Here is an 18,938-nt window from a genome sequence, read left to right on the forward strand (position 1 = left end):
GACACAGAGAGGACACGACGATGACAAACACCTTGAAGAACTTCCTCGCCGACGAGCGTGGTGCGACCGCGATCGAATACGGCCTGATTGCCGCCGGCATCGCGCTGGCCATCATTTCCGTCGTGAACGGCATGGGCTCCAAGCTTAACGCCAAATTCGGGTCGATCAGCTCTTCGCTGCGCTGATCGCGTGGGCTCCGCTGCGCGCTAATATCGCCGCCACGATCAGCGCCGCGACGACGTTCGCGGCGGCGCTGATCAAGATCGGCAACGTATAGCTGTGGTTGACGTCATAGGCGAAGCCGGCCGCACTCGGGCCAACCAGCGTGCCGAACGCCACGCTGGTGTAGAGAATACCGATGATTCCGCTGACGTTGCGTCCGCCAAAATAATCCATGATCACAGCGGGCAGTACCGCGACCCAGCCGCCGTAGAACACGCCGTAGACGAAGGCAAAAGCGGCGAGGGTCCAGACATCGGCGGCGATGGCCCAGATCGCCATCGCGAACGCCATTCCGACCAGGACCATGATGAGCGAGCGGTCGCGGCCCATCCGGTCGGCGAGCGCGCCGAGAAAGAAGCGGCCTGCGGTGCTGCCGGCCCCGATCACGCCGAGCAGCAGCACCGCTGAGGACGCCGCGACCCCGTGGTCGCGCGCGTAAGGCACCAGATGGACGAACGGGACGAAGGCGCCGAACGAGCAGACCAGACACGATACGTAGAGGGCGACAAATCGCGTCGACCGGACCGCCTCTCGCACCGAAGCGCCGCCGGCATTGCTTGCGCCCGCGGCCTCGCGAGGCGGATCGCCGTCGGGTCCGAGGCCGCGATGCTTCGGATCGTTCTCGATCAGCAGCGACGCTCCGCCGCCCAGCACCAGCGCGATCGCGCCCAGCACCAGATAGGCGCCGCGCCAGCCCACCGATGCGATCAACAATGAGGCCAGCGGCGGCATCGCCAGCGTACCGAGCCCGATGCCACTCACCGCGAGCCCGGAGGCGAAGCCGCGGCGCTTGACGAACCAGCGTTGCACCGCGCCGATCGCGGGAACATAGGCGCAGCCGAGGCCGAGGCCGACGCCCAGCCCGTAGGCGAGATAGACCTCGACAAGGGAACGTGCCGCGCTCGCCGCCGCAAGTCCGACCGCGATCAGGATCATGCCGGCGATGGCCAGCGGACGCGAGCCGAGCCGGTCGGCGAGGGGACCGCTGACGAGTCCGAGCGCGAAGTACAGAAAGCCCGCAATCGAAAACACGAGCGAGATCGAACCGCGCGAGGCGCCGAAATCGCGCTGGAGCGGCTCCAGAAATGCGCTGAACGTGTAGGCGGAGCCGAAGCCGACGAACATGACGGCAAACGCCGCCGCGACCACGAACCAGCCATGGAAAATGCTTCGCTGAACGAGCGTGGATTGAACGGTCAATGCTGCCTCCGCGAGCTGAGGGAAGGATGGCGGCGATGCCAGGACGTGGCACGCTGGAACGCCGCGCCGGCGCGCACGAGCATGGCCTCGTCGAGATGAGCGGCGACGAGCTGGAACGCGATCGGCAGTCCGTCGGCCGATGCACCACCTGGTAGCGTGATCGTGGGATGACCGGTCATGTCGAACGGGCAGGTGTAGCGCTGCAGCTTCGCGATCAGATCCGGCTGCTCGCCGAGCGTCTGGATCATGGCGAGCGTCACCGGCGGGAACGGGTGTACCGGGATCAGCAGCAGGTCAATGGTCTCGAACAGCGCGGTGACACGGCCGCGCAGCGCCAGCCGCCGCAGCAGGATCTTCTGATAATCGAGAGCAGAGAGAGCGCGACCGGCCTCGATCAGCGAGGCGAGCATCGGACCATACTCGTTCTTGCGGGCAGGATAGGTCGCCTCGTGCGCGACCGCGGCTTCCACCGCGCAATTCGGTGTCCAGTCGGCAATCGCCTGCATGACGTCGGGAAATCTGACATCGACGATGCCGGCGCCTAGCGCGCGGAACGCATCGATGGCGTCTGCCAGCACGTGCTGTGTCTTAACGTCCACGTCGTCGCTGTTCCAGGCGGCATCGACGCCGATGCGCAAGCCCCGCACGTCCTGTGCGGCCGCGGCCAGATAGTCGGGCACCGGATTGAACACCGAGGTCGGGTCGTTGGGATCGTGTCCGGCAATGACGCCGAGCAGCGCGCCCGCATCGGCTGCGCTGCGGCCGATCGGTCCGACGTGGTCGAGCGTCGCGGCCAGCTCGAACGCGCCGTGTCGGCTGACGCGACCCCAGCTCGGCTTCAATCCAGTCAGCCCGTTGGCGGCGCAGGGCCAGCGGATCGAACCGCCGGTGTCGGAGCCGAGCGAGCCGAAGCAAAGCCCGGCAGCGGTTGCGACCGCCGAGCCACTGGACGAAATGCCCGGCCAGTAACTCGCATTCCACGGATTCTTCGGCGGCGTCACCAATGGATGGTGATCGGAATAGGCGCCCTCGGTGAGTTGCAGCTTGCCGAGTATCACGGCGCCTGCGTCCTTGAGCCGGCGCACGACGGTTGCGTCTTCGTGGGGACGAAAGTCGCGATGAAGCATGGTGCCGGCCGCCGTCGGAATGCCCTTGGTCCAGAACAGGTCCTTGAGCGCAATCGGCACGCCATGCAGCGGCCCCCGATACCGGCCCTGTGCGATTTCGGCGTCCGCGGCTTTTGCCTCGGCGATGGCCGTTTCTGCCATCACGTGAACGTAGCTGCCGAGACCCCGGTCCATGGCGTCGATACGGTCGAGTTGCGCGCGCGTCACGTCCAGCGCGGAGATGTCGCGCGCCTTGAGGCGTGCTGCGAGCGCGGTGAGTTCGAGATAGTGCAGGGCGTCGGCCATCGGTTCGGGGTCTCCGTTCTGGTGATCGCAATGGGCGCTCGATCCCGAAGGATTCGACACTAGTATAATTAGGATACAGGTGTCGCTTGCTGTCAACCAGTAAATCTGTTTTACTGGTGTTCCAATCTTTGGTGTCCCGATGTCGAAAGAGTCTCGCAAATTCCAGGTTCCCGACACGCTGGCGAACGTCTACGATTTCGCCAACACGCTCGATGTTCGCCACTTCATGCATTTCGGCGTGGAGCACCCGGAGAGCGATGAGCTCGGCGGGCCGAAGGAACTTGCGGACTGGATGCGGGAACGCGGCCTTGGCGCCGAGGGCGGGCGTGTCACGCCCGCGATGTTTGAGACGGCGCTACGACTGCGCGGCGCCTTGCGCGCCTATCTGCAATGTGAGCCTGCCGAGCGGCCCCGGAACAGGAGCGTTCTCAGCACTCTTAATGAGGCGCTCGCGCCGTTTCCGTTGCGGGTGGAGGCGCGCGCAGGCCGTGGCGCGATGCTGTCGGCAGCGCGCGAGGATGCGCTCGCAGGCCTCTCGGCCATCGCGATCGAGCTCCATGACGCAACGCTTGTGGGAACACTGGACCGGCTGAAGATGTGCGCGTCGGAGGAATGCCGCCGGGTGTTCTTCGACCGGTCGAAACCATCGACGCGGCGGTGGTGCATGTCGACGCTGTGCGGCAACCGGATGAAGACGCGCGCCTATCGCGAGCGGCAGCGCGAGGCGAAATAGATCACGCGGCGCTCAGGCGCGGTAGTGGCCCGACTTGCCGCCGAGCTTCTCGACCAGATGGATGCCTTCGATGCGCACGCCGCGTTCGACCGCCTTGATCATGTCGTAGATGGTGAGGCAGGCGACCGACACCGCCGTGAGCGCCTCCATCTCGACGCCGGTCGGGCCCGTCACCTTCACGCTGGCGCGGACGAGGCAGCCTGGCAGCTTCGGGTCGGGCTCGATGTCGACGGTGACCTTCGACAGCGCGAGGGGATGACAGAGCGGGATCAGCTCCGAGGTGCGTTTGGCGGCCATGATGCCGGCGATGCGCGCGGTGCCGAGCACGTCGCCTTTCTTGGCGTTGCCCGAGACGATGAGATCAAGCGTCGCCTTGGTCATGACGACGTGGCCTTCGGCGACCGCGAGCCGTTCGGTCGCGGGCTTGTCCGACACGTCCACCATCCGCGCCTCGCCGGAGGCGCCGATATGGGTGAGGGCAGGGCCGGCTTTCGCTTTGGATTGCCTGGCCTTGGCGGGCTTGCGCGCCATGTCAGCGCGTACCCGACGCGCGCGGCACGTTCTCGCGCGCAAGCAGCGTGCGGGTGGCGGCGGTCACGTCGGCCTGGCGCATCAGGCTCTCGCCGACCAGGAAGGTCGACATGCCGACGCGCTCGAGCCGGGCGAGATCGGCGGGCGTGAAGATGCCGCTCTCGCCAACCATCAGCCGTTCCGCAGGGATCAGCGGCGCCAGCGTCTCGCTGGTCGCGAGCGTGGTCTCAAAGGTGCGCAAATTGCGGTTGTTGACGCCGATCATCGGCGAACGCAGCTTCAGCGCACGGTCGAGCTCGGCGCGGTCGTGGATTTCGATCAGCACGTCCATGCCGTAGGTGAGGGCGGCGTCCTCGAGATCTTTGGCTGTGGCATCGTCGAGCGCGGCCATGATGATCAGGATGCAGTCGGCGCCGTGCGCGCGCGCTTCGATCACCTGATAGGTGTCGAACATGAAATCCTTGCGCAGCACCGGGAGCGACGTCGCCGCGCGCGCCGCCACCATGAAGTCGAGATGGCCCTGGAACGATGGTGTGTCGGTCAGGACCGACAGACAGGCTGCACCGCCGGCCTCATAGGCCTTGGCGAGCAGCGGCGGATCGAAATCGGCGCGGATCAGCCCCTTCGACGGCGAGGCCTTCTTGACCTCGGCAATCAGCGCGTAGTCGCCATTGGCGTGCTTGGCCTTGATCGCGCGCACGAAGCCGCGCGGGACTCCTTGCGCCTCGGCCTTGGCCTCGACTTCCGAGAGCGGCTGCGCGCGCTTGGCGGCTGCGATCTCTTCGCGCTTGTAGGCTTCGATCTTGGTCAGGATGTCCGACATGTCAGGCTCAACCGTTCGAGACCGCGATCAGATGCTTCAGCCGCGCGCTCGCGGCGCCGCTGTCGAGCGACTTCGCACCGATCGCAACGCCTTCCTTGAGATCCTTGGCGCGGCCGGCCACGACCAACGCTGCGGCGGCGTTGATCAGCGCGACATCGCGGTAGGGGCTCGGCTTGCCGTCGAGCACGCTCTGCAAGGCGATCGCATTGGCGTCGGCGTCACCGCCCCTGAGCGCACCGGGATCGCAGCGCGGTAGGCCGGCGTCCTCCGGCGTCACCTCGAAATTCCGGATCTCGCCATTATGGAGCGCGGAGACGAAGGTCGGGCCGGTGAGGGTGATCTCGTCGAGGCCGTCGGAGCCATGCACCACCCAGGCGGATTCCGAGCCGAGGTTTTTCAGCACCTGCGCAAGCGGCTGCACCCATTGCCGCGAGAACACGCCGACCATCTGGCGCTTGACGCCGGCCGGGTTGGACAGGGGGCCGAGCAGATTGAAGATCGTGCGTGTCGCAAGCTCGACCCGGGTCGGGCCGACGTTCTTCATCGCCGGATGGTGGGCAGGGGCGAACATGAAGCCGATGCCGCATTCGCGCACACAGCGGCCGACCTGCTCGGGCCTGAGGTCGATTTTCACGCCGAGCGACGCCAGCACGTCGGCGGCGCCCGAGCGCGACGACAGCGCACGGTTGCCGTGCTTGGCCACCGGCAGGCCGGTGCCCGAGACGATGAAGGACGCGCAGGTCGAGACGTTGACCGAGCCGGAGCCGTCACCGCCGGTGCCGACGATGTCGACGGCGTCCGCGGGCGCGTCGACCGTGAGCATCTTGGAGCGCATCGCCGAGACCGCGCCGGTGATTTCGTCCACGGTCTCGCCGCGCACCCGCAGCGCCATCAGGAGGCCACCCATCTGCGAGGGTGTGGCCTCGCCGGACATCATGGCGTCGAAGGCGGAAGCCGCTTCGTCACGCGACAGGCTGGCGCCGGTCGCCACTTTTCCAATGATCGATTTCAGGTCGTCCATCGCGTGCTTTCAACTCACTGGTTCGCGCCGGTCACCTGCGCGAAGGCGGCCTGATTAATGGTGGTCCCGATGTCGGTTTCAAGCTTGTTGACGTAGGAGGCGACCTGCTCGTCGGTCAGCGCGCGGTCGAGGCTGTCCTTCAGCTTCTTCACCGCGTCGGACGCGGCGTCGACCGCGGGTTCGACGATGTCGGTGACGCGGAAGACGATTACCTCGCTGCCGCCGCTCACCGCGGTCTGTCCGACCCCGTCCTTGGCGGTGCGGAAGGCGGCCGCAACGACGTTGGCGGGCACGCCGGCGGGCGAGTCGTCGCGCTTGAAGCCGGAGGCGGTCTCGACCTTGGCGTTGATCGCGGCGGCCTCGTCAGCGAGCTTGCCGCCCTGTTCGAGCTTCTGCACCATCTCGGTCGCCTTGGTCTTCAGCTTGGCGGCGATCTGGTCCTGGCGCCAGCGCGCCTCGACCTGGTCGCGGACCTCGTCGAGATTGCGGTCGCGCGAGGGCGTGATGGCGAGCACGTCGTACCAGACATAGCCGCCCTTGAACGAGATCGCGTCGTTGTCGACGCCGACATCGGTGTTGAAGGCCTGCGACACCACGTCGAGGCCCTGCGGGATGCTGGTGACTGGCTGGCCGTTCGGGGTACGGCCGGAGCGGTCGACGGCGTCGATGGTCACGGCCGTGAGGCCGAGCTTCTGCGCCGCATCGATCACGCTGGCGCCGCCGCCGCGCTCGTCTTCCATCTTGTCGCGGAGATCGTTGACCTTGACGCGGGCGCGCTCGGTGGCGATCTCGCGCTTGATGTCGCCGACAAGGCTGGCGTAGTTCGCTTCACTGCCCGGCTCGATCTTGTCGACCTTGACGATGGACGTGCCGAGACGGCCCTGGATCGGCTGGCTGATCTCGCCCGCGGGAAGCGCGAAGGCGGCATCGCCGACCGCGGGGTCGAGCGACGATTTGGTCACGAGCCCGAGGTCGACATCGGAGCTGCTCAGCCCGCGCTCCTTGCCGAGGTCCTCGAACGACATTCCGCCGGCGAGACGCTCGCGTGCGGCCTGCGCCTCGGCGGCGTTGGGGAATACGATCTGGTGGATCTGGCGCTTCTCCGGCGTGCCGAGCCGGTCCTTGCGCTGGTCGAACACTTTCTTGGCGTCCTCGTCGGAGACCTCGCTCCATTTGCCGATCTCTTCCGGCGAGACCACGACGAAGGAAATCTTGCGATATTCGGGCGCGCGGAACTGGACTTTATGGTCCTCGAAATAGGCGGCGAGGGCTTCGGGCGAGGGAGCGTCGATGGTGCCGGCCTGCGCGGCGTCGAGCCTGACGAATTCGATCGCACGCTGCTCGTTCTGGAAGCGCGTCAGCACGTCGATCATGGCCTTCGGCGGTTCGAGGCCGGCGCCGATCGTGCCGGTGATCTGCCGGCGCAGCGACACCTTGCGCTGCTCGGAGACGTAGCGCTGCTCGGTATAGCCGAAATTGCGGATCACGGCCTGGAAGCGGTTCGGATCGAAGCTGCCGCCGACGCCCTTGAAGTTGGGGTCGTTCATGATGACCTGGCGGATCTGTTCGTCGGACTGGCCGAGCCCGAGCCGGCGGGCTTCTTCGTCGAGGGCGGCTTCCGCGATCGTCTGCTGGAGCACCTGGCGGTCGAGGCCGAAGGCACGCGCCTGGTCAGGCGTCAGCGGCCGGCCGAACTGGCGGCTGATCTGTTGCAGCCGGTCGGTATAGGTCTGCCGGAACTCGTTCAACGAAATCTCGGTGCTGCCGACCTTGGCCACCGTGGACTGCCCGAAGCCTTTGAAGATGTCGGCGATGCCCCAAACGCCGAAACTGATGATCAACACGCCCATCACCACGGCCATAATGGTCTTGCCGAGCCAGTTTGATGAGGCCTTGCGCATTCCTCGAAGCATTTGGTCCAACTTGTTTGGCAGGAGGGGAACGGGAGCGCGTCTTAATGCAGATTCCGCAAAAGCGCGTCACCAAATTGATCAATCATCATAAAGTGGTGGCTTTCCCCCCGCAACCTCAGGCCACGCGGTCCCTCGACGCTGCGGTTAAAAGCCCTGGGCTCTCTGGAACTGCCGCGACAGCTCTGCTAGCGGATGCACAAACCTCATTTTGCTGGAAATTGACATGACCGACGCCATCCGACCGCTGATCGCCGGCAATTGGAAAATGAACGGCCTCAAGGGCTCGGCTGCCGAATTCGACGCCATGCTCAAAGGCGCGGCAGAGGTGGCCGCCAAGGCCGACCTGCTGGTCTGCCCGCCGGCGACCCTGATCGCGGCCTTCGCCGACAAGGCGCGCGGCAGCAAGGTCGCGGTGGGGGCGCAGGATTGCCACCCCAAGGCCTCCGGCGCCCATACCGGCGATATCGCTGCCGAAATGCTGGCCGATGCCGGTGCGACCGCCATCATCGTCGGCCATTCCGAGCGTCGCGCCGACCACGGCGAGGGCGATGCCCTGATCCGGCAGAAGGCCGAGGCCGCCTGGCGCGCCGGCGTCACCGCGATCGTCTGCATCGGTGAGACGCAGGGCCAGCGCGATGCCGGCCAGACACTGGACATCCTGCGCGGCCAACTCGACGGCTCGCTGCCGGACGGCTCGACCGCCGCCAACCTGGTCGTGGCCTATGAGCCGGTCTGGGCGATCGGCACCGGCCTGACCCCGACGGCCCAGGATGTCGAGCAGATTCATAGCTTTATCCGGGAACTCCTGACCTCCCGGTTCAGGGCGGACGGGGCCAGGATGCGCATCCTCTATGGCGGCTCGGTCAAGCCGTCGAACGCGACCGAGCTGATGTCCGTGAAAAACGTCAACGGCGCGCTGGTCGGCGGCGCCAGCCTGAAGGCGGCCGATTTCCTTGCGATTGCGAAGGGCTGCCCCTAGCTAATCTCAAAGCGCGGCCGTGGCCGATCGGGGGGTGGCAATGCCTCTTCCGATCGTGTAACACCGCGCAACTTCAGGAAAACCCGCGAAGCGCGATCGGCCGCCGTCTCGGCGCTGTCGGCTTGTGACGGAAGGACACTATGCAGACTGTTGTCATCGTCATTCACCTCATGATCGTCGCCGTCATGATCGGCGCCGTCCTGCTTCAGAAGTCGGAAGGCGGCGGCCTCGGCATGGGCGGAGGCGCAGGCTTCATGTCGAGCCGCGGCACCGCGAACCTTTTGACGCGGACCACCGCGATCCTGGCTGGGGGCTTCTTCCTCACCAGCCTGTTCCTGTCCTGGCATGCCGGCTACAACCGGGCGCCTTCGTCGATCATCGGCGCGCCGGCGTCCCAGACCCAGCCGGCCGGAGGCGCCCCGATCGCGCCGCCGACCTCGGGCGGCATCCTGGATTCGCTGAAGAAGGCCGACGAACAGCAGCAGAACCAGGCGCCAGCCGGCCCGCAGGTGCCGCGCTCGCAATAAAGCAGGGGGGCCATGCAGGGCGGCTTCTACCGTCCTGCATCAAGAATCCCCATCAAGGCTCTGTCACCACTCTTAGTTTTGGCTCACCCACAGGCCCGCAAAATATTTGGGGCGGAATACGAATCGCTTTGGCGAATCGAATTCGAGGGATTAGAGGTTAAGTCCCATGGCGCGGTACATATTCATCACCGGCGGCGTGGTCTCTTCGCTCGGCAAGGGTCTGGCTTCAGCGGCACTCGGTGCCCTGTTGCAAGCCCGGGGCTACAAGGTCCGCCTCCGCAAGCTCGACCCCTATCTCAACCTCGATCCTGGAACGATGTCGCCGTATCAGCACGGCGAAGTGTTCGTGACCGATGACGGCGCGGAGACCGATCTCGATCTCGGTCACTACGAGCGCTTCACCGGCCGGCCTGCGACCAAGCAGGACAACATCACCACCGGGCGCATCTACCAGGACATCATCTCCAAGGAGCGGCGCGGCGATTATCTCGGCGCGACCATCCAGGTGGTTCCGCACGTCACCAACGCCATCAAGGAATTCGTCCTCTCCGGCAATGACGATTACGACTTCGTGCTGGTCGAGATCGGCGGCACCGTCGGCGACATCGAGGGCCTGCCTTTCTTCGAGGCGATTCGTCAGCTCAAGAACGAGCTGCCGCGCGATCATGCCGTCTACATTCATCTGACGCTGCTGCCTTACATCCCGAGCGCGGGCGAGCTGAAGACCAAGCCGACGCAGCACTCGGTGAAGGAGCTGCGCTCGATCGGCATCCAGCCGGACATCCTGCTCTGCCGCACCGACCGCGAGATCCCGAAGGAAGAGCGGCGCAAGCTCGGGCTGTTCTGCAACGTGCGCGAAAGCGCCGTGATCGAGGCGCGCGACGTCGACAACATCTACGCCGTGCCCGAGGCCTATCATAACGCGGGCCTCGACGACGAAGTGCTCGCCGCCTTCGGCATCGGCTCGCGGATTCCTCCGGAGCTGCGAAGCTGGCAGCAGATCAACGAGCGCGTCCGCAATCCCGAAGGCAACGTCACCATCGCCATCGTCGGCAAATATACCGGCATGAAGGATGCGTATAAGTCGCTGATCGAGGCGCTCTCGCATGGCGGCATCGCCAACAAGGTGAAGGTCAATCTCGACTGGATCGAGAGCGAGATCTTCGAGAAGGAAGATCCCGCGCCGTTCCTCGAACACGTCAATGGCATTCTGGTGCCGGGCGGCTTCGGCCAGCGCGGCGCCGAAGGCAAGATCCGCGCGGCGCAGTTCGCGCGCGAGCGCGACGTGCCGTATTTCGGCATCTGCTTCGGCATGCAGATGGCGGTGATCGAGGCCGCGCGAAACCTCGTCGGCATCGAGGACGCCAACTCCACCGAGTTCGGCCCGACCAAGGAGCCGCTGGTCGGCCTGATGACCGAATGGCTGCGCGGCAACGAGCTCGAGAAGCGCTCCAAGGCCGGCGATCTCGGCGGCACGATGCGTCTGGGCGCCTATCCCGCGGCGCTCAACCGCGGCAGCCGCGTCTCGCAGGTCTATGGCGGCGCGACCGAGATTTCCGAACGCCACCGCCACCGCTACGAGGTCAACACCGCCTACAAGGACCGCCTCGAGCAGCACGGGCTGAAATTCTCCGGCCTCTCGCCCGATGGCGTGCTGCCGGAGATCGTCGAGTACGAGGATCATCCCTGGTTCATCGGCGTTCAGTTCCACCCCGAGCTGAAGTCGCGGCCTTTTGAGCCTCATCCTCTCTTCGCCTCGTTCATTCAGGCGGCGATGGTGCAGTCGCGGCTGGTGTGATGTCTCAGGGCGCAGCGGTGTAGTCGCGCACGAGGTGCATCGGCGCCGGCGCGACCGGCATTGAGGCATCGGGCGCAAGCGTTCCCGTGACGATCTTCATCTGCGGCCGTCGCGTCAGCTTGTAGACGGCGGCCGGCGGCACGTTCAGCAAGGCGCGATCCACCAGCTTTGCACGCAAGCCCAGCCGGTCGAGCACCGGCCGCGGCACCGGGCAGCTCATCCCGTAGGTGAACTGATAGAACGCGCCTCCCGGGCGGACGTAACGGAACGCACCGCCAATGATGGAGACGACCTTGCGCGTCGACATATTGAGCAGCGGCAGGCCGCTGACCACGGCGCCGACCGGCGCGCCGTCATAGAGCCGCTCCGTCGTGAGCCGTCCTGCATCCATCCACAACACGCGCGCGCCGGGAAAACGGATTTGCAGGAGCTTGGTGAAGTCCGAGCCGTATTCGATCAGCGTGAGGTCCTGCTGGTGCACGCCGCGTTTCAGGAGCTTGTAGGTGAAAGCGCCGGTGCCGGGGCCGAGCTCGAGGATCGGGCCGGTCGTTGCGGTGATCTCGCGGGTGATGAGATCGGCAAGGGCTGCGCCCGAAGGCGCGATCGCGCCGACCCGCCGCGGGGCCGACATCCAGGACAGGAAGAATGAGAGGAAATCGTTGGGCATGCGCACTCCGGCATTTCGATTGCGCCTCGCAAAGCAGAGGTGAGGCGGTCGAAGAGTCGCCTGAGCGCATTGCGACAGCATTGCGCTTGAGACGCAGAGACGAATTGAATCAGCCCTGTTGCAGGGGCGGCAGCGTCATCCTGAAGCACGCACCGCCGTTCGGTCCGTCCAGGACCGAAACGTGACCGCCATGGAGGAGCATGATCTCGTGCACCATGTTGAGGCCGAGGCCGGCGCCGCGATCGAGCGGCGTGAGCCGGTAGAACGGCTCGAAGATCAGCTCGCGCTGATCGGCCGGAATGCCCGCGCCCTCGTCGGTGACCTCGATGCTGGCGGGACGGCTGACACGAATGACGATCGTGCCGCGGCGAGGGCCGTGCTGGATGGCATTCTGCACGAGGTTAGTCAGCGCGCGTTCGAGCGCGGCCGCGTCGCCGAGTACGTCGATCCGCGCCGCAGGCGCGTCGAAGGACAGCTCATAGCCAGCCGCAATCGCCAGTGGTGCGAGGTCGGCGGCAACGCCTTGCGCGACGGAGACCAGGTCGACCGGCACGAATGGATGCCCGCAACGGTCGAGCCGCTGGATATCCAGCAATTGTTCGGCAAGCGTCGCGAGCCGCGCCGCATCCTCGATCAGGCGCGTCTTGTCCGGTCCCGACGGCAATGACTCCAGGCGCGTGTTCAGGATCGCGATCGGCGTACGCAGCTCGTGCGCGGCGTCGGCAACGAAGCGCTTGTGGCGGGCGTAACCCTGATCGAGCCGCGCCAGAGCGTCATTGACCGCGGCCACGAGCGGTACGACTTCAAGCGGAATTTGCTCCACTGACAGCCGCGCGCCGCGCTGATGGATATCGATCCGCCGGGCCTGGTCTGCGGTCGCGTCCAATCCTCTGAAAGCGCGCTGCACGACCATCGGCGTCGCGATGAACGTCGCGGTCCCCATCAACAGCAGGCCGGGGAGCGCGATGCCCAGCAACACGAGCGACGTCGTGAACACCGCCTTGGCGCCGCTGAGCTTCCCCTGCGTCGCCGTGATGACCTGCACGTTGCCGACGGCCGTGTCGATGCGTTTCAACCGCGCCGCCGGCTTGCGTGGATCGTCCTCGAAGAGCTGCCAGCCGAGCCGCGCCTGGCTGATCTGGTCGAGGGCGCCGCCGATCCCGGCGAATTCAGCCGGTACGGAGCCTTCACTGAGCGAATGCCCCTGCCTGTCGCGAACCAGCAACCAGAGGTCGGGGGTCTCCTCGCGCAAGGCTTTCAGCTCAGCCGTCGGCCGCAGCGTCAGGCCGCCGGCTGCGTCGCGCGCGAGCGCGCTCTGCACGACGTCGATCACGCGGTCTTCGTCCCGTTGGACCAGCACGAAGCCTGTAGCGCACAGTGCGCCGATGATGACGACGACCAAAGCGACGAACAGCGCGGCCTGGAGCGAAAGCAGGCGCCAGCTCAGCCGAGAGCGCAGGCAATATGGGTCGGAGTGCCTGCTCACGGCAGTTTCTTCAGCAGATAGCCGACGCCGCGGATGCCGTGGATCTCCACGTGCGCGTCGGCTTCGGCAAGCTTGCGGCGCAGCCGCGAGACATGCGTATCGAGTGCGTTCGACTGGATCTCGTCGTCGAAACTGTAAACCGCTTCCTCCAGCGCCGATCGCAGCACGGTCCGGCCCATGCGGCGGACCAGGGCTTCGAGCACAAGGAGCTCCCGCCGCGGCAGTTCGAGCGGAGCCCCGTCGACGCTCGCCTCGCGATGGCCGAAGTCGAAGGCGAGGCGGCCGGCGCGAATGATGTCGGGCTGAAGCCCGGCGGGCCGTCGCAACACCGCGCGCAGGCGCGCCAGCAATTCCTCCACCGCGAACGGTTTTGCCAGATAATCATCCGCCCCGCTGTCGAGCCCGGCGACGCGATCGGCGAGCTCGCCGCGTGCCGTCAACACGATGATCGGCACACCGTCGGCGCGCGCTCTCAGTTTCGGAATCAGGGCAAGACCGTCGCCGTCGGGCAGCTGGCGATCGAGCAGCACGGCGGCGTGCACGTCGGCGGAAATGGCCTCTTCGGCCTCGGCGAGCGTTGGCACGTGATCGACGATCATGTCGTACCGCTTGAGCGCCGAGGCCAGCGCTCCGGCCATCTCCGCTTCATCCTCGACGAGCAAAATCCGCATGATCCGCACCTGAGCCTCAACCGAGGCGTTGTAGCGGCAGTATCATTGCGGCAGCATTACGGGAACCGGGTGCGATCGGGGCCGGCAAGCCATGCGCTAGACGCCGCGGGCGGTATCGGGCAGGGCCGAAGACACCGTCACGGCCAGCCGTTATAACCCCCGACGTCATCAGGGAGGAACAAGAATGATCTATGAAATGCGCATCTACCGTTGCGTGCCCGGCCGCCTGCCGGCGCTCCTGAAGCGGTTCGAGACGGTCACGCTGAAGCTCTGGGAGAAGCACGGCATCAAGCAGGCCGGCTTCTTCACCACGCTGATCGGCGAATCCAACCAGGAGCTGACCTATTTCCTGGCGTGGGATTCGCTCGCCGACCGCGAAGCGAAGTGGGGCAAGTTCATGACCGACCCGGACTGGATGAAGGCGCGTGCCGAGAGCGAAGCGGACGGCCAGATCGTCGGCAACATCGTCAGCCAGCTCCTGACGCCGACCGCCTTCTCGGCGGTGAAGTAAGGGGCCGCCGGCGCAAGGGCCTCGCACGGAACCCCGGCGCAACCCTGATATTCGGGTGGCCCGGGGCGAATGGGGTTGATCCGACCCTGATGGCGGCTATGGTCGCGCCGAAACGAGGGACATTGGCCTTGAGCTCTTCGAATTCAGCGGCGCCGGTCGTCACCATTGGCACAGTCAGGTTCGGCAACGATCTGCCGATCTCGATCATTGCCGGGCCGTGCCAGCTCGAAAGCCGCCAACATGCGCTGGAGGTGGCCTCCGCGCTGAAGGAGATCGCCGCGCGGCTGAAGATCGGACTCGTCTACAAGACCTCGTTCGACAAGGCCAACCGCACCAGCGCGTCGGCGGCACGCGGTCTCGGGCTCGCACAGTCGCTGCCGATCTTCGCCGAGATCCGCGCCTCCCTCGGCTTGCCGGTCCTGACCGATGTACATGACGCCGCGCAGTGCGCCGAGGTGGCGCAAGCCGTGGACATCCTCCAGATCCCGGCCTTCCTGTGCCGGCAGACCGATCTGCTGCTGGCGGCCGCCGCGACGGGCAAGGTCGTCAACGTCAAGAAGGGGCAATTCCTCGCGCCCTGGGACATGGCCAATGTCGTGACCAAGATCACGACCGCGAACAATCCCAACGTGCTCGTCACCGAGCGCGGCGCCTCGTTCGGCTACAACACGCTGGTCTCCGACATGCGCGCGCTGCCGATCCTGGCGCGCACCACCGGTGCGCCCGTGATCTTCGACGCCACCCATTCGGTGCAGCAGCCGGGCGGGAAGGGGACGTCCTCCGGCGGCGAGCGTGAGTTCGTGCCGGTGCTGGCGCGCGCAGCCGTCGCGGTCGGCGTTGCCGGCGTCTTCATCGAGACCCATCCCGACCCTGATCGCGCGCCCTCGGACGGGCCCAACATGGTGCCGCTGCGCGACTTCGAAGGACTGATCCGCACGCTGATGGCATTCGACGCGGTGACGAAAAGCACAACGCGCTGATGTCCCAGCCTGCGACCGGGCCGTCGTCCGACCAGAAGTTTCCGCCCGCGATCAATATCATCGCGCTCGCGAGCTTCTCGGCGGCGTTGTCCACGCGCGCGCTCGATCCCGTCCTGCCGCATGTCGCGGAAGATTTTTCGATCAGTATCACGACGGCCGCCAGCATCGCGGCCGGCTACGCCTTGATCTACGCGCTGGTTCAGCCGGTGATCGGAGCGGCCGCCGATCTGTTCGGCAAGGCGCGGTTGATGACACTGTGCCTGGCGCTGCTTGGCGTCTCCTGCATTCTTGGCGCGGTCGCGACCACCTTCTCGGGCCTGTTCGCGAGCCGCATCCTCGCTGGTATCGCCTCCGGTGGCGTGTTTCCGGTTGCTCTCGGCCTGACCGCCGACCTCGTTGCTCCCGCCAAGCGGCAGGTCGCGATCGGCCGCACGCTTGCGGGTTCGATGACCGGCAATCTGCTCGGTGCGACCGCCTCCGGCATCATCGGTGAACTCATCGGCTGGCGCGGTGTGCTCATGATGCTCGGCGCGCTCGGCCTGATCGCGGCCGTTGCGGTGGCGGCGGGCTTTCGCGGTGCCGCGCTGACGGCGCCGCCGAAGACGGATCTGAAGGCCTTGCGGCAGGGCTACCGGACCATCTTCGCCAACCCCAACACGCGCTACTGCTACTCGGCGGTCTTCGTCGAGGGCTGCTGCGTATTCGGCCTGTTTCCGTTCATCGCCGCGCTGCTGTTCGATCTCGGCGAGAAGTCACCGTCGATCGCGGGCATCGTGATCGCGGGCTTTGCGATCGGCGGACTGTTCTACACCTTCACGGTCTCACGCTTCCTGCCGTGGCTCGGCGTGAGAGGCATGATGATTGCGGGCGCGGGCCTCGTCGGACTGCAGCTCGGCGTGCTCGCCTTCGGTCCCGGATGGAAGCTGCAATTCGCCAGCATGCTGGCGATGGGCTGGGGGTTCTACATGATCCACGGCTGCCTGCAGGTGTTCGCCAGCGAGCTGTCGATCGGGGCGCGGGCAACGGCGATGTCGCTGCATTCGTTCTTCTTCTTCATGGGGCAGACCGTTGGCCCGATCGCCTATGGCCTTGGCCTCCAGCACGGTGGCAAGGTCTCGACCCTGCTCACGAGCGCCGCGATCATGGTGGCGCTTGGTCTCGTCTGCGCCCGGCTGCTCAAGCAGCGGGCACCCTCGGACGCACGGGTCTGAGGGGAGTATCGAACTACCGGTTTCCGTATTTTCCCGGAAGAGATTGGTAGCCAAAGCCGTTCAATCTTAAATCAAATCTCATCGTTCGCTCCGTAGATTGCCCGCGAACCGCGTCTTGGCGGCAATATGGATCAGTCGATGCAAAAGCAGCGTTCGGTCGCCCGCATCCTCGGGGCGGTGGTTGGATCTCTCGGTCTCGTCCTCGTCGTCATCTGCGCCTATGCGCTGAAGCTCGCGGTCACCCGCTACTCGGACAGCAACCGCATCGTCTCGCTCGCGGTCGCCAGCCGCGACCTGACCAATACGCTCGTGATTTTCCGCCTGGAGCGCGGTGACACGCTGAGCTATCTGGCGTCGGCTGCCCCCGCGCCCGACAGCGTCATGAGCAGCCTCGCCGAGCAGCGAGCCACGGTGCAAAAGAACTACGCGCAGGCCTTGCAGAGCCTCGCCTCTGCCGAAGCGCCCGGTCTTGCCGAAAAGCTCGACAAGCTCCGCGGCATCTGGGCGCAGCTCGAGGAGTTGCGGCCGCGCGCGGTCACTGCCCTGAAGCAGGAGAAGGCGGCGCGTGACGCGAACCTGCAACCGAGCTGGGCCAGGATCAGCGACGCCTATATGGACGCGATCGGCGACGTCACCGCCCATGTCGACAACGCGATGACGCTGATCGATCCCGTGGTCGATCGCCTCCTGATCGCCAAGCAGGCCTCCTGGCAGGCCCGCGCCAATGCCGGCCAAACCATTCTGATCCAGTTCTCCTCGATCCTCGCCAACAAGACCTGGACCGCGGCCGATGGTGTCACCTTCGCCGATCTGCGCGGCCGCATCCAGCAGTCCTGGGTGGTCGTGCGCGATCTCAGCCCGAATGTGGCCTCGCCCGAGCTGTTGCAGGCGATCCGTAACGCCGAGCCGGAAATTTCCGGCGCGCTCAGCGACGAACGCAATGCCATTGCGACCAAGCTGCTCGCCGGCGAGCCCGCCGGCGTCGCAGGCATCGACTACCGCGATCGTCAGCTTGTCGGCGCCAACAATGTCGTGATCGTCACACAAACCGCGCTCGCCAACATGATCTCGCGGGCCGAAGACGGTGCCTCGCGCGCCCGCGTCAGCCTGATCCTGTTCGGCCTGCTGGTGCCGGCCTCGCTGGCGCTGACGGTCGGCGGGCTGATGCTGATGCGCAACCGCGTCACCCAGCCGCTGACCGCGATCACCGGTGTCATGACCCGTTTCGCGGCGCATGATTTCGCCGGCGAGGTGCCGGGTCTCGGCCGCAACGACGAGATCGGCCGCATGGCCGCGGCGCTCCAGGTGTTCAAGGAGGCCATGATCAACGCCGAGCGCCTGTCCTGCGACCAGGCCGTCGAGCGCGCCGACAAGGAGAAGCGTGCAGCCGAATTGTCCGGCCTCGTGCGGCAATTCGAAAGCCGCATCGGCCAGATGGTACAGACGCTGTCGAGCGCGTCGGGCGAGCTGGAGATGACCGCGCGCTCGATGTCGGGCACGGCGGCCGAGGCCCAGACCCAGGCCGGCTCGGCCTCGACCTTGGCCGACCAGGTCGGCGGCGGCGTGCAGACCGTGGCGGCCGCGGCGGAGGAGCTCAACGCCTCGATCCGCGAGATCAACCGTCAGGTCGAGCAGGCGACGCGCGCCACCGAGCAGGCGGTCGTCACCGTCAAGGAAACCGACAGCACCATGCGCGCGCTTGCCGACGGCGCCGATCGCATCGGCGAGGTTATCGGCCTCATCACCTCGATCGCCGGCCAGACCAATCTGCTGGCGCTGAACGCAACGATCGAGGCAGCCCGAGCCGGCGAGTCCGGCAGGGGTTTTGCGGTGGTGGCGAGCGAGGTGAAGAACCTGGCCTCCCAGACGGCGAAGGCGACCGAAGAGATCAGCGCCCAGATCACGGAGATCCAGGGGGCGACGCAGAAGGCGGTCTCGGCGATCGACGGCATCGTCAAGACCATCGAGGAGGTCTCGAGCATCAACCGCGTCATCGCCGCCGCCATCGAGGAGCAGAACAAGGCCACCGCCGAGATCGCAAACACCGTGCAGCACACGGCGGAAGCGACCTCGACTGTCACCCGCAACATCGCAACCGTGTCGTCAGCGGCGAACGAGACCGGCCGCGCCGCGTCCGGCGTGCTGAAGGCCGCCGCCAACCTGTCGAGCCAGTCGACCTCGCTGACGTCGGAGGTCGACGGCTTTATCAGCAAGGTGAGGGCGGTGGCGTAAGCTGGCGCGCGCTCTCCTTGG

18 protein-coding genes are annotated in these 18,938 nt (G+C 66.2%); 9 read left to right on the forward strand and 9 right to left on the reverse strand.

Annotated features, from left to right (window positions below):
• Window positions 1-20 precede the first annotated feature (20 nt).
• A complete protein-coding gene (locus ACVJ5M_RS23075) occupies window positions 21-185 on the forward strand; it encodes a Flp family type IVb pilin (RefSeq protein ID WP_028149628.1) in 165 nt (54 codons plus the stop codon).
• Here ACVJ5M_RS23075 and ACVJ5M_RS23080 read toward each other — a convergent pair.
• Together ACVJ5M_RS23080 and ACVJ5M_RS23085 are read right to left on the reverse strand one after the other, a co-directional pair.
• On the reverse strand, window positions 166-1,422 hold the full coding sequence (locus tag ACVJ5M_RS23080) for an MFS transporter (protein WP_354100055.1): 1,257 nt from the start codon (window positions 1,420-1,422) through the stop codon (window positions 166-168). The two genes, ACVJ5M_RS23075 and ACVJ5M_RS23080, sit on opposite strands and share 20 nt — an antisense overlap.
• Window positions 1,419-2,834 carry an amidase gene (locus ACVJ5M_RS23085; RefSeq protein ID WP_354100056.1) on the reverse strand — a complete coding sequence of 472 codons (1,416 nt, stop codon included), beginning with the start codon at window positions 2,832-2,834 and terminating at the stop codon, window positions 1,419-1,421. The genes ACVJ5M_RS23080 and ACVJ5M_RS23085 overlap by 4 nt, the downstream gene beginning before the upstream one ends.
• 139 nt (window positions 2,835-2,973) lie before the next feature.
• Here ACVJ5M_RS23085 and ACVJ5M_RS23090 point away from each other — a divergent pair, with 139 nt between their 5' ends.
• On the forward strand, window positions 2,974-3,567 hold the full coding sequence (locus ACVJ5M_RS23090; protein WP_354100057.1) for a CGNR zinc finger domain-containing protein: 594 nt from the start codon (window positions 2,974-2,976) through the stop codon (window positions 3,565-3,567).
• Window positions 3,568-3,579: 12 nt separating this feature from the next.
• On the opposite strand, the gene moaC is transcribed toward ACVJ5M_RS23090, so the two are convergent.
• Genes moaC through ACVJ5M_RS23110 form a run of 4 tightly spaced genes read right to left on the reverse strand, consistent with a single transcriptional unit; the run spans window position 3,580 to window position 7,855 of the window.
• Entirely contained in the window at window positions 3,580-4,098 is a 519-nt protein-coding gene (moaC, locus tag ACVJ5M_RS23095; RefSeq protein ID WP_166096900.1) for a cyclic pyranopterin monophosphate synthase MoaC, read from the reverse strand.
• 1 nt (window position 4,099) lies between these two features.
• Complete coding sequence (gene trpC / locus ACVJ5M_RS23100) at window positions 4,100-4,921, reverse strand: indole-3-glycerol phosphate synthase TrpC (RefSeq protein WP_354100058.1); 822 nt, start codon at window positions 4,919-4,921, stop codon at window positions 4,100-4,102.
• 7 nt (window positions 4,922-4,928) lie between these two features.
• Window positions 4,929-5,942, reverse strand: coding sequence for an anthranilate phosphoribosyltransferase (gene trpD, locus ACVJ5M_RS23105; protein ID WP_166341966.1), 1,014 nt, complete (start codon window positions 5,940-5,942; stop codon window positions 4,929-4,931).
• Between the two features lie 14 nt (window positions 5,943-5,956).
• A complete protein-coding gene (locus ACVJ5M_RS23110; RefSeq protein ID WP_354100059.1) occupies window positions 5,957-7,855 on the reverse strand; it encodes a peptidylprolyl isomerase in 1,899 nt (632 codons plus the stop codon).
• A gap of 223 nt (window positions 7,856-8,078) precedes the next feature.
• On the opposite strand from ACVJ5M_RS23110, the gene tpiA reads away from it, so the two are divergent.
• The 3 genes from tpiA to ACVJ5M_RS23125 all read left to right on the forward strand — a co-directional run bounded on the left by tpiA (window position 8,079) and on the right by ACVJ5M_RS23125 (window position 11,159).
• Window positions 8,079-8,834, forward strand: a complete 756-nt coding sequence (gene tpiA / locus ACVJ5M_RS23115) for a triose-phosphate isomerase (protein ID WP_354100060.1) — start codon at window positions 8,079-8,081, stop codon at window positions 8,832-8,834.
• 140 nt (window positions 8,835-8,974) lie between these two features.
• On the forward strand, window positions 8,975-9,361 hold the full coding sequence (secG, locus tag ACVJ5M_RS23120; RefSeq protein ID WP_063983061.1) for a preprotein translocase subunit SecG: 387 nt from the start codon (window positions 8,975-8,977) through the stop codon (window positions 9,359-9,361).
• Between the two features lie 166 nt (window positions 9,362-9,527).
• Complete coding sequence (locus ACVJ5M_RS23125; RefSeq protein WP_014494987.1) at window positions 9,528-11,159, forward strand: CTP synthase; 1,632 nt, start codon at window positions 9,528-9,530, stop codon at window positions 11,157-11,159.
• A gap of 4 nt (window positions 11,160-11,163) precedes the next feature.
• Here ACVJ5M_RS23125 and ACVJ5M_RS23130 read toward each other — a convergent pair whose 3' ends face one another.
• The 3 genes from ACVJ5M_RS23130 to ACVJ5M_RS23140 all read right to left on the reverse strand — a co-directional run bounded on the left by ACVJ5M_RS23130 (window position 11,164) and on the right by ACVJ5M_RS23140 (window position 13,983).
• Entirely contained in the window at window positions 11,164-11,826 is a 663-nt protein-coding gene (locus ACVJ5M_RS23130; protein WP_354100061.1) for a class I SAM-dependent methyltransferase, read from the reverse strand.
• A 109-nt stretch (window positions 11,827-11,935) separates the two neighbouring features.
• Window positions 11,936-13,312: a sensor histidine kinase gene (locus ACVJ5M_RS23135; protein ID WP_354100062.1), complete on the reverse strand. Its 1,377-nt coding sequence runs from the start codon at window positions 13,310-13,312 to the stop codon at window positions 11,936-11,938.
• The gene (locus ACVJ5M_RS23140; protein ID WP_028156062.1) at window positions 13,309-13,983 is read right to left on the reverse strand and encodes a response regulator transcription factor; all 675 of its coding nucleotides are present in this window, start codon (window positions 13,981-13,983) and stop codon (window positions 13,309-13,311) included. The genes ACVJ5M_RS23135 and ACVJ5M_RS23140 overlap by 4 nt, the downstream gene beginning before the upstream one ends.
• 184 nt (window positions 13,984-14,167) lie before the next feature.
• On the opposite strand from ACVJ5M_RS23140, the gene ACVJ5M_RS23145 reads away from it, so the two are divergent.
• The 4 genes from ACVJ5M_RS23145 to ACVJ5M_RS23160 all read left to right on the forward strand — a co-directional run bounded on the left by ACVJ5M_RS23145 (window position 14,168) and on the right by ACVJ5M_RS23160 (window position 18,917).
• Entirely contained in the window at window positions 14,168-14,494 is a 327-nt protein-coding gene (locus ACVJ5M_RS23145; RefSeq protein ID WP_063983065.1) for an NIPSNAP family protein, read from the forward strand.
• A 128-nt stretch (window positions 14,495-14,622) separates the two neighbouring features.
• On the forward strand, window positions 14,623-15,474 hold the full coding sequence (gene kdsA, locus ACVJ5M_RS23150; RefSeq protein ID WP_354100063.1) for a 3-deoxy-8-phosphooctulonate synthase: 852 nt from the start codon (window positions 14,623-14,625) through the stop codon (window positions 15,472-15,474).
• Complete coding sequence (locus tag ACVJ5M_RS23155) at window positions 15,474-16,685, forward strand: MFS transporter (protein ID WP_085404603.1); 1,212 nt, start codon at window positions 15,474-15,476, stop codon at window positions 16,683-16,685. The genes kdsA and ACVJ5M_RS23155 overlap by 1 nt, the downstream gene beginning before the upstream one ends.
• Window positions 16,686-16,823: 138 nt before the next feature.
• Window positions 16,824-18,917 (forward strand): methyl-accepting chemotaxis protein, encoded by a 2,094-nt coding sequence (locus ACVJ5M_RS23160; protein ID WP_456679392.1) that lies wholly within the window; start codon window positions 16,824-16,826, stop codon window positions 18,915-18,917.
• Window positions 18,918-18,938 lie beyond the last annotated feature (21 nt).

The organism is Bradyrhizobium sp. S3.7.6 (genome assembly GCF_054061875.1).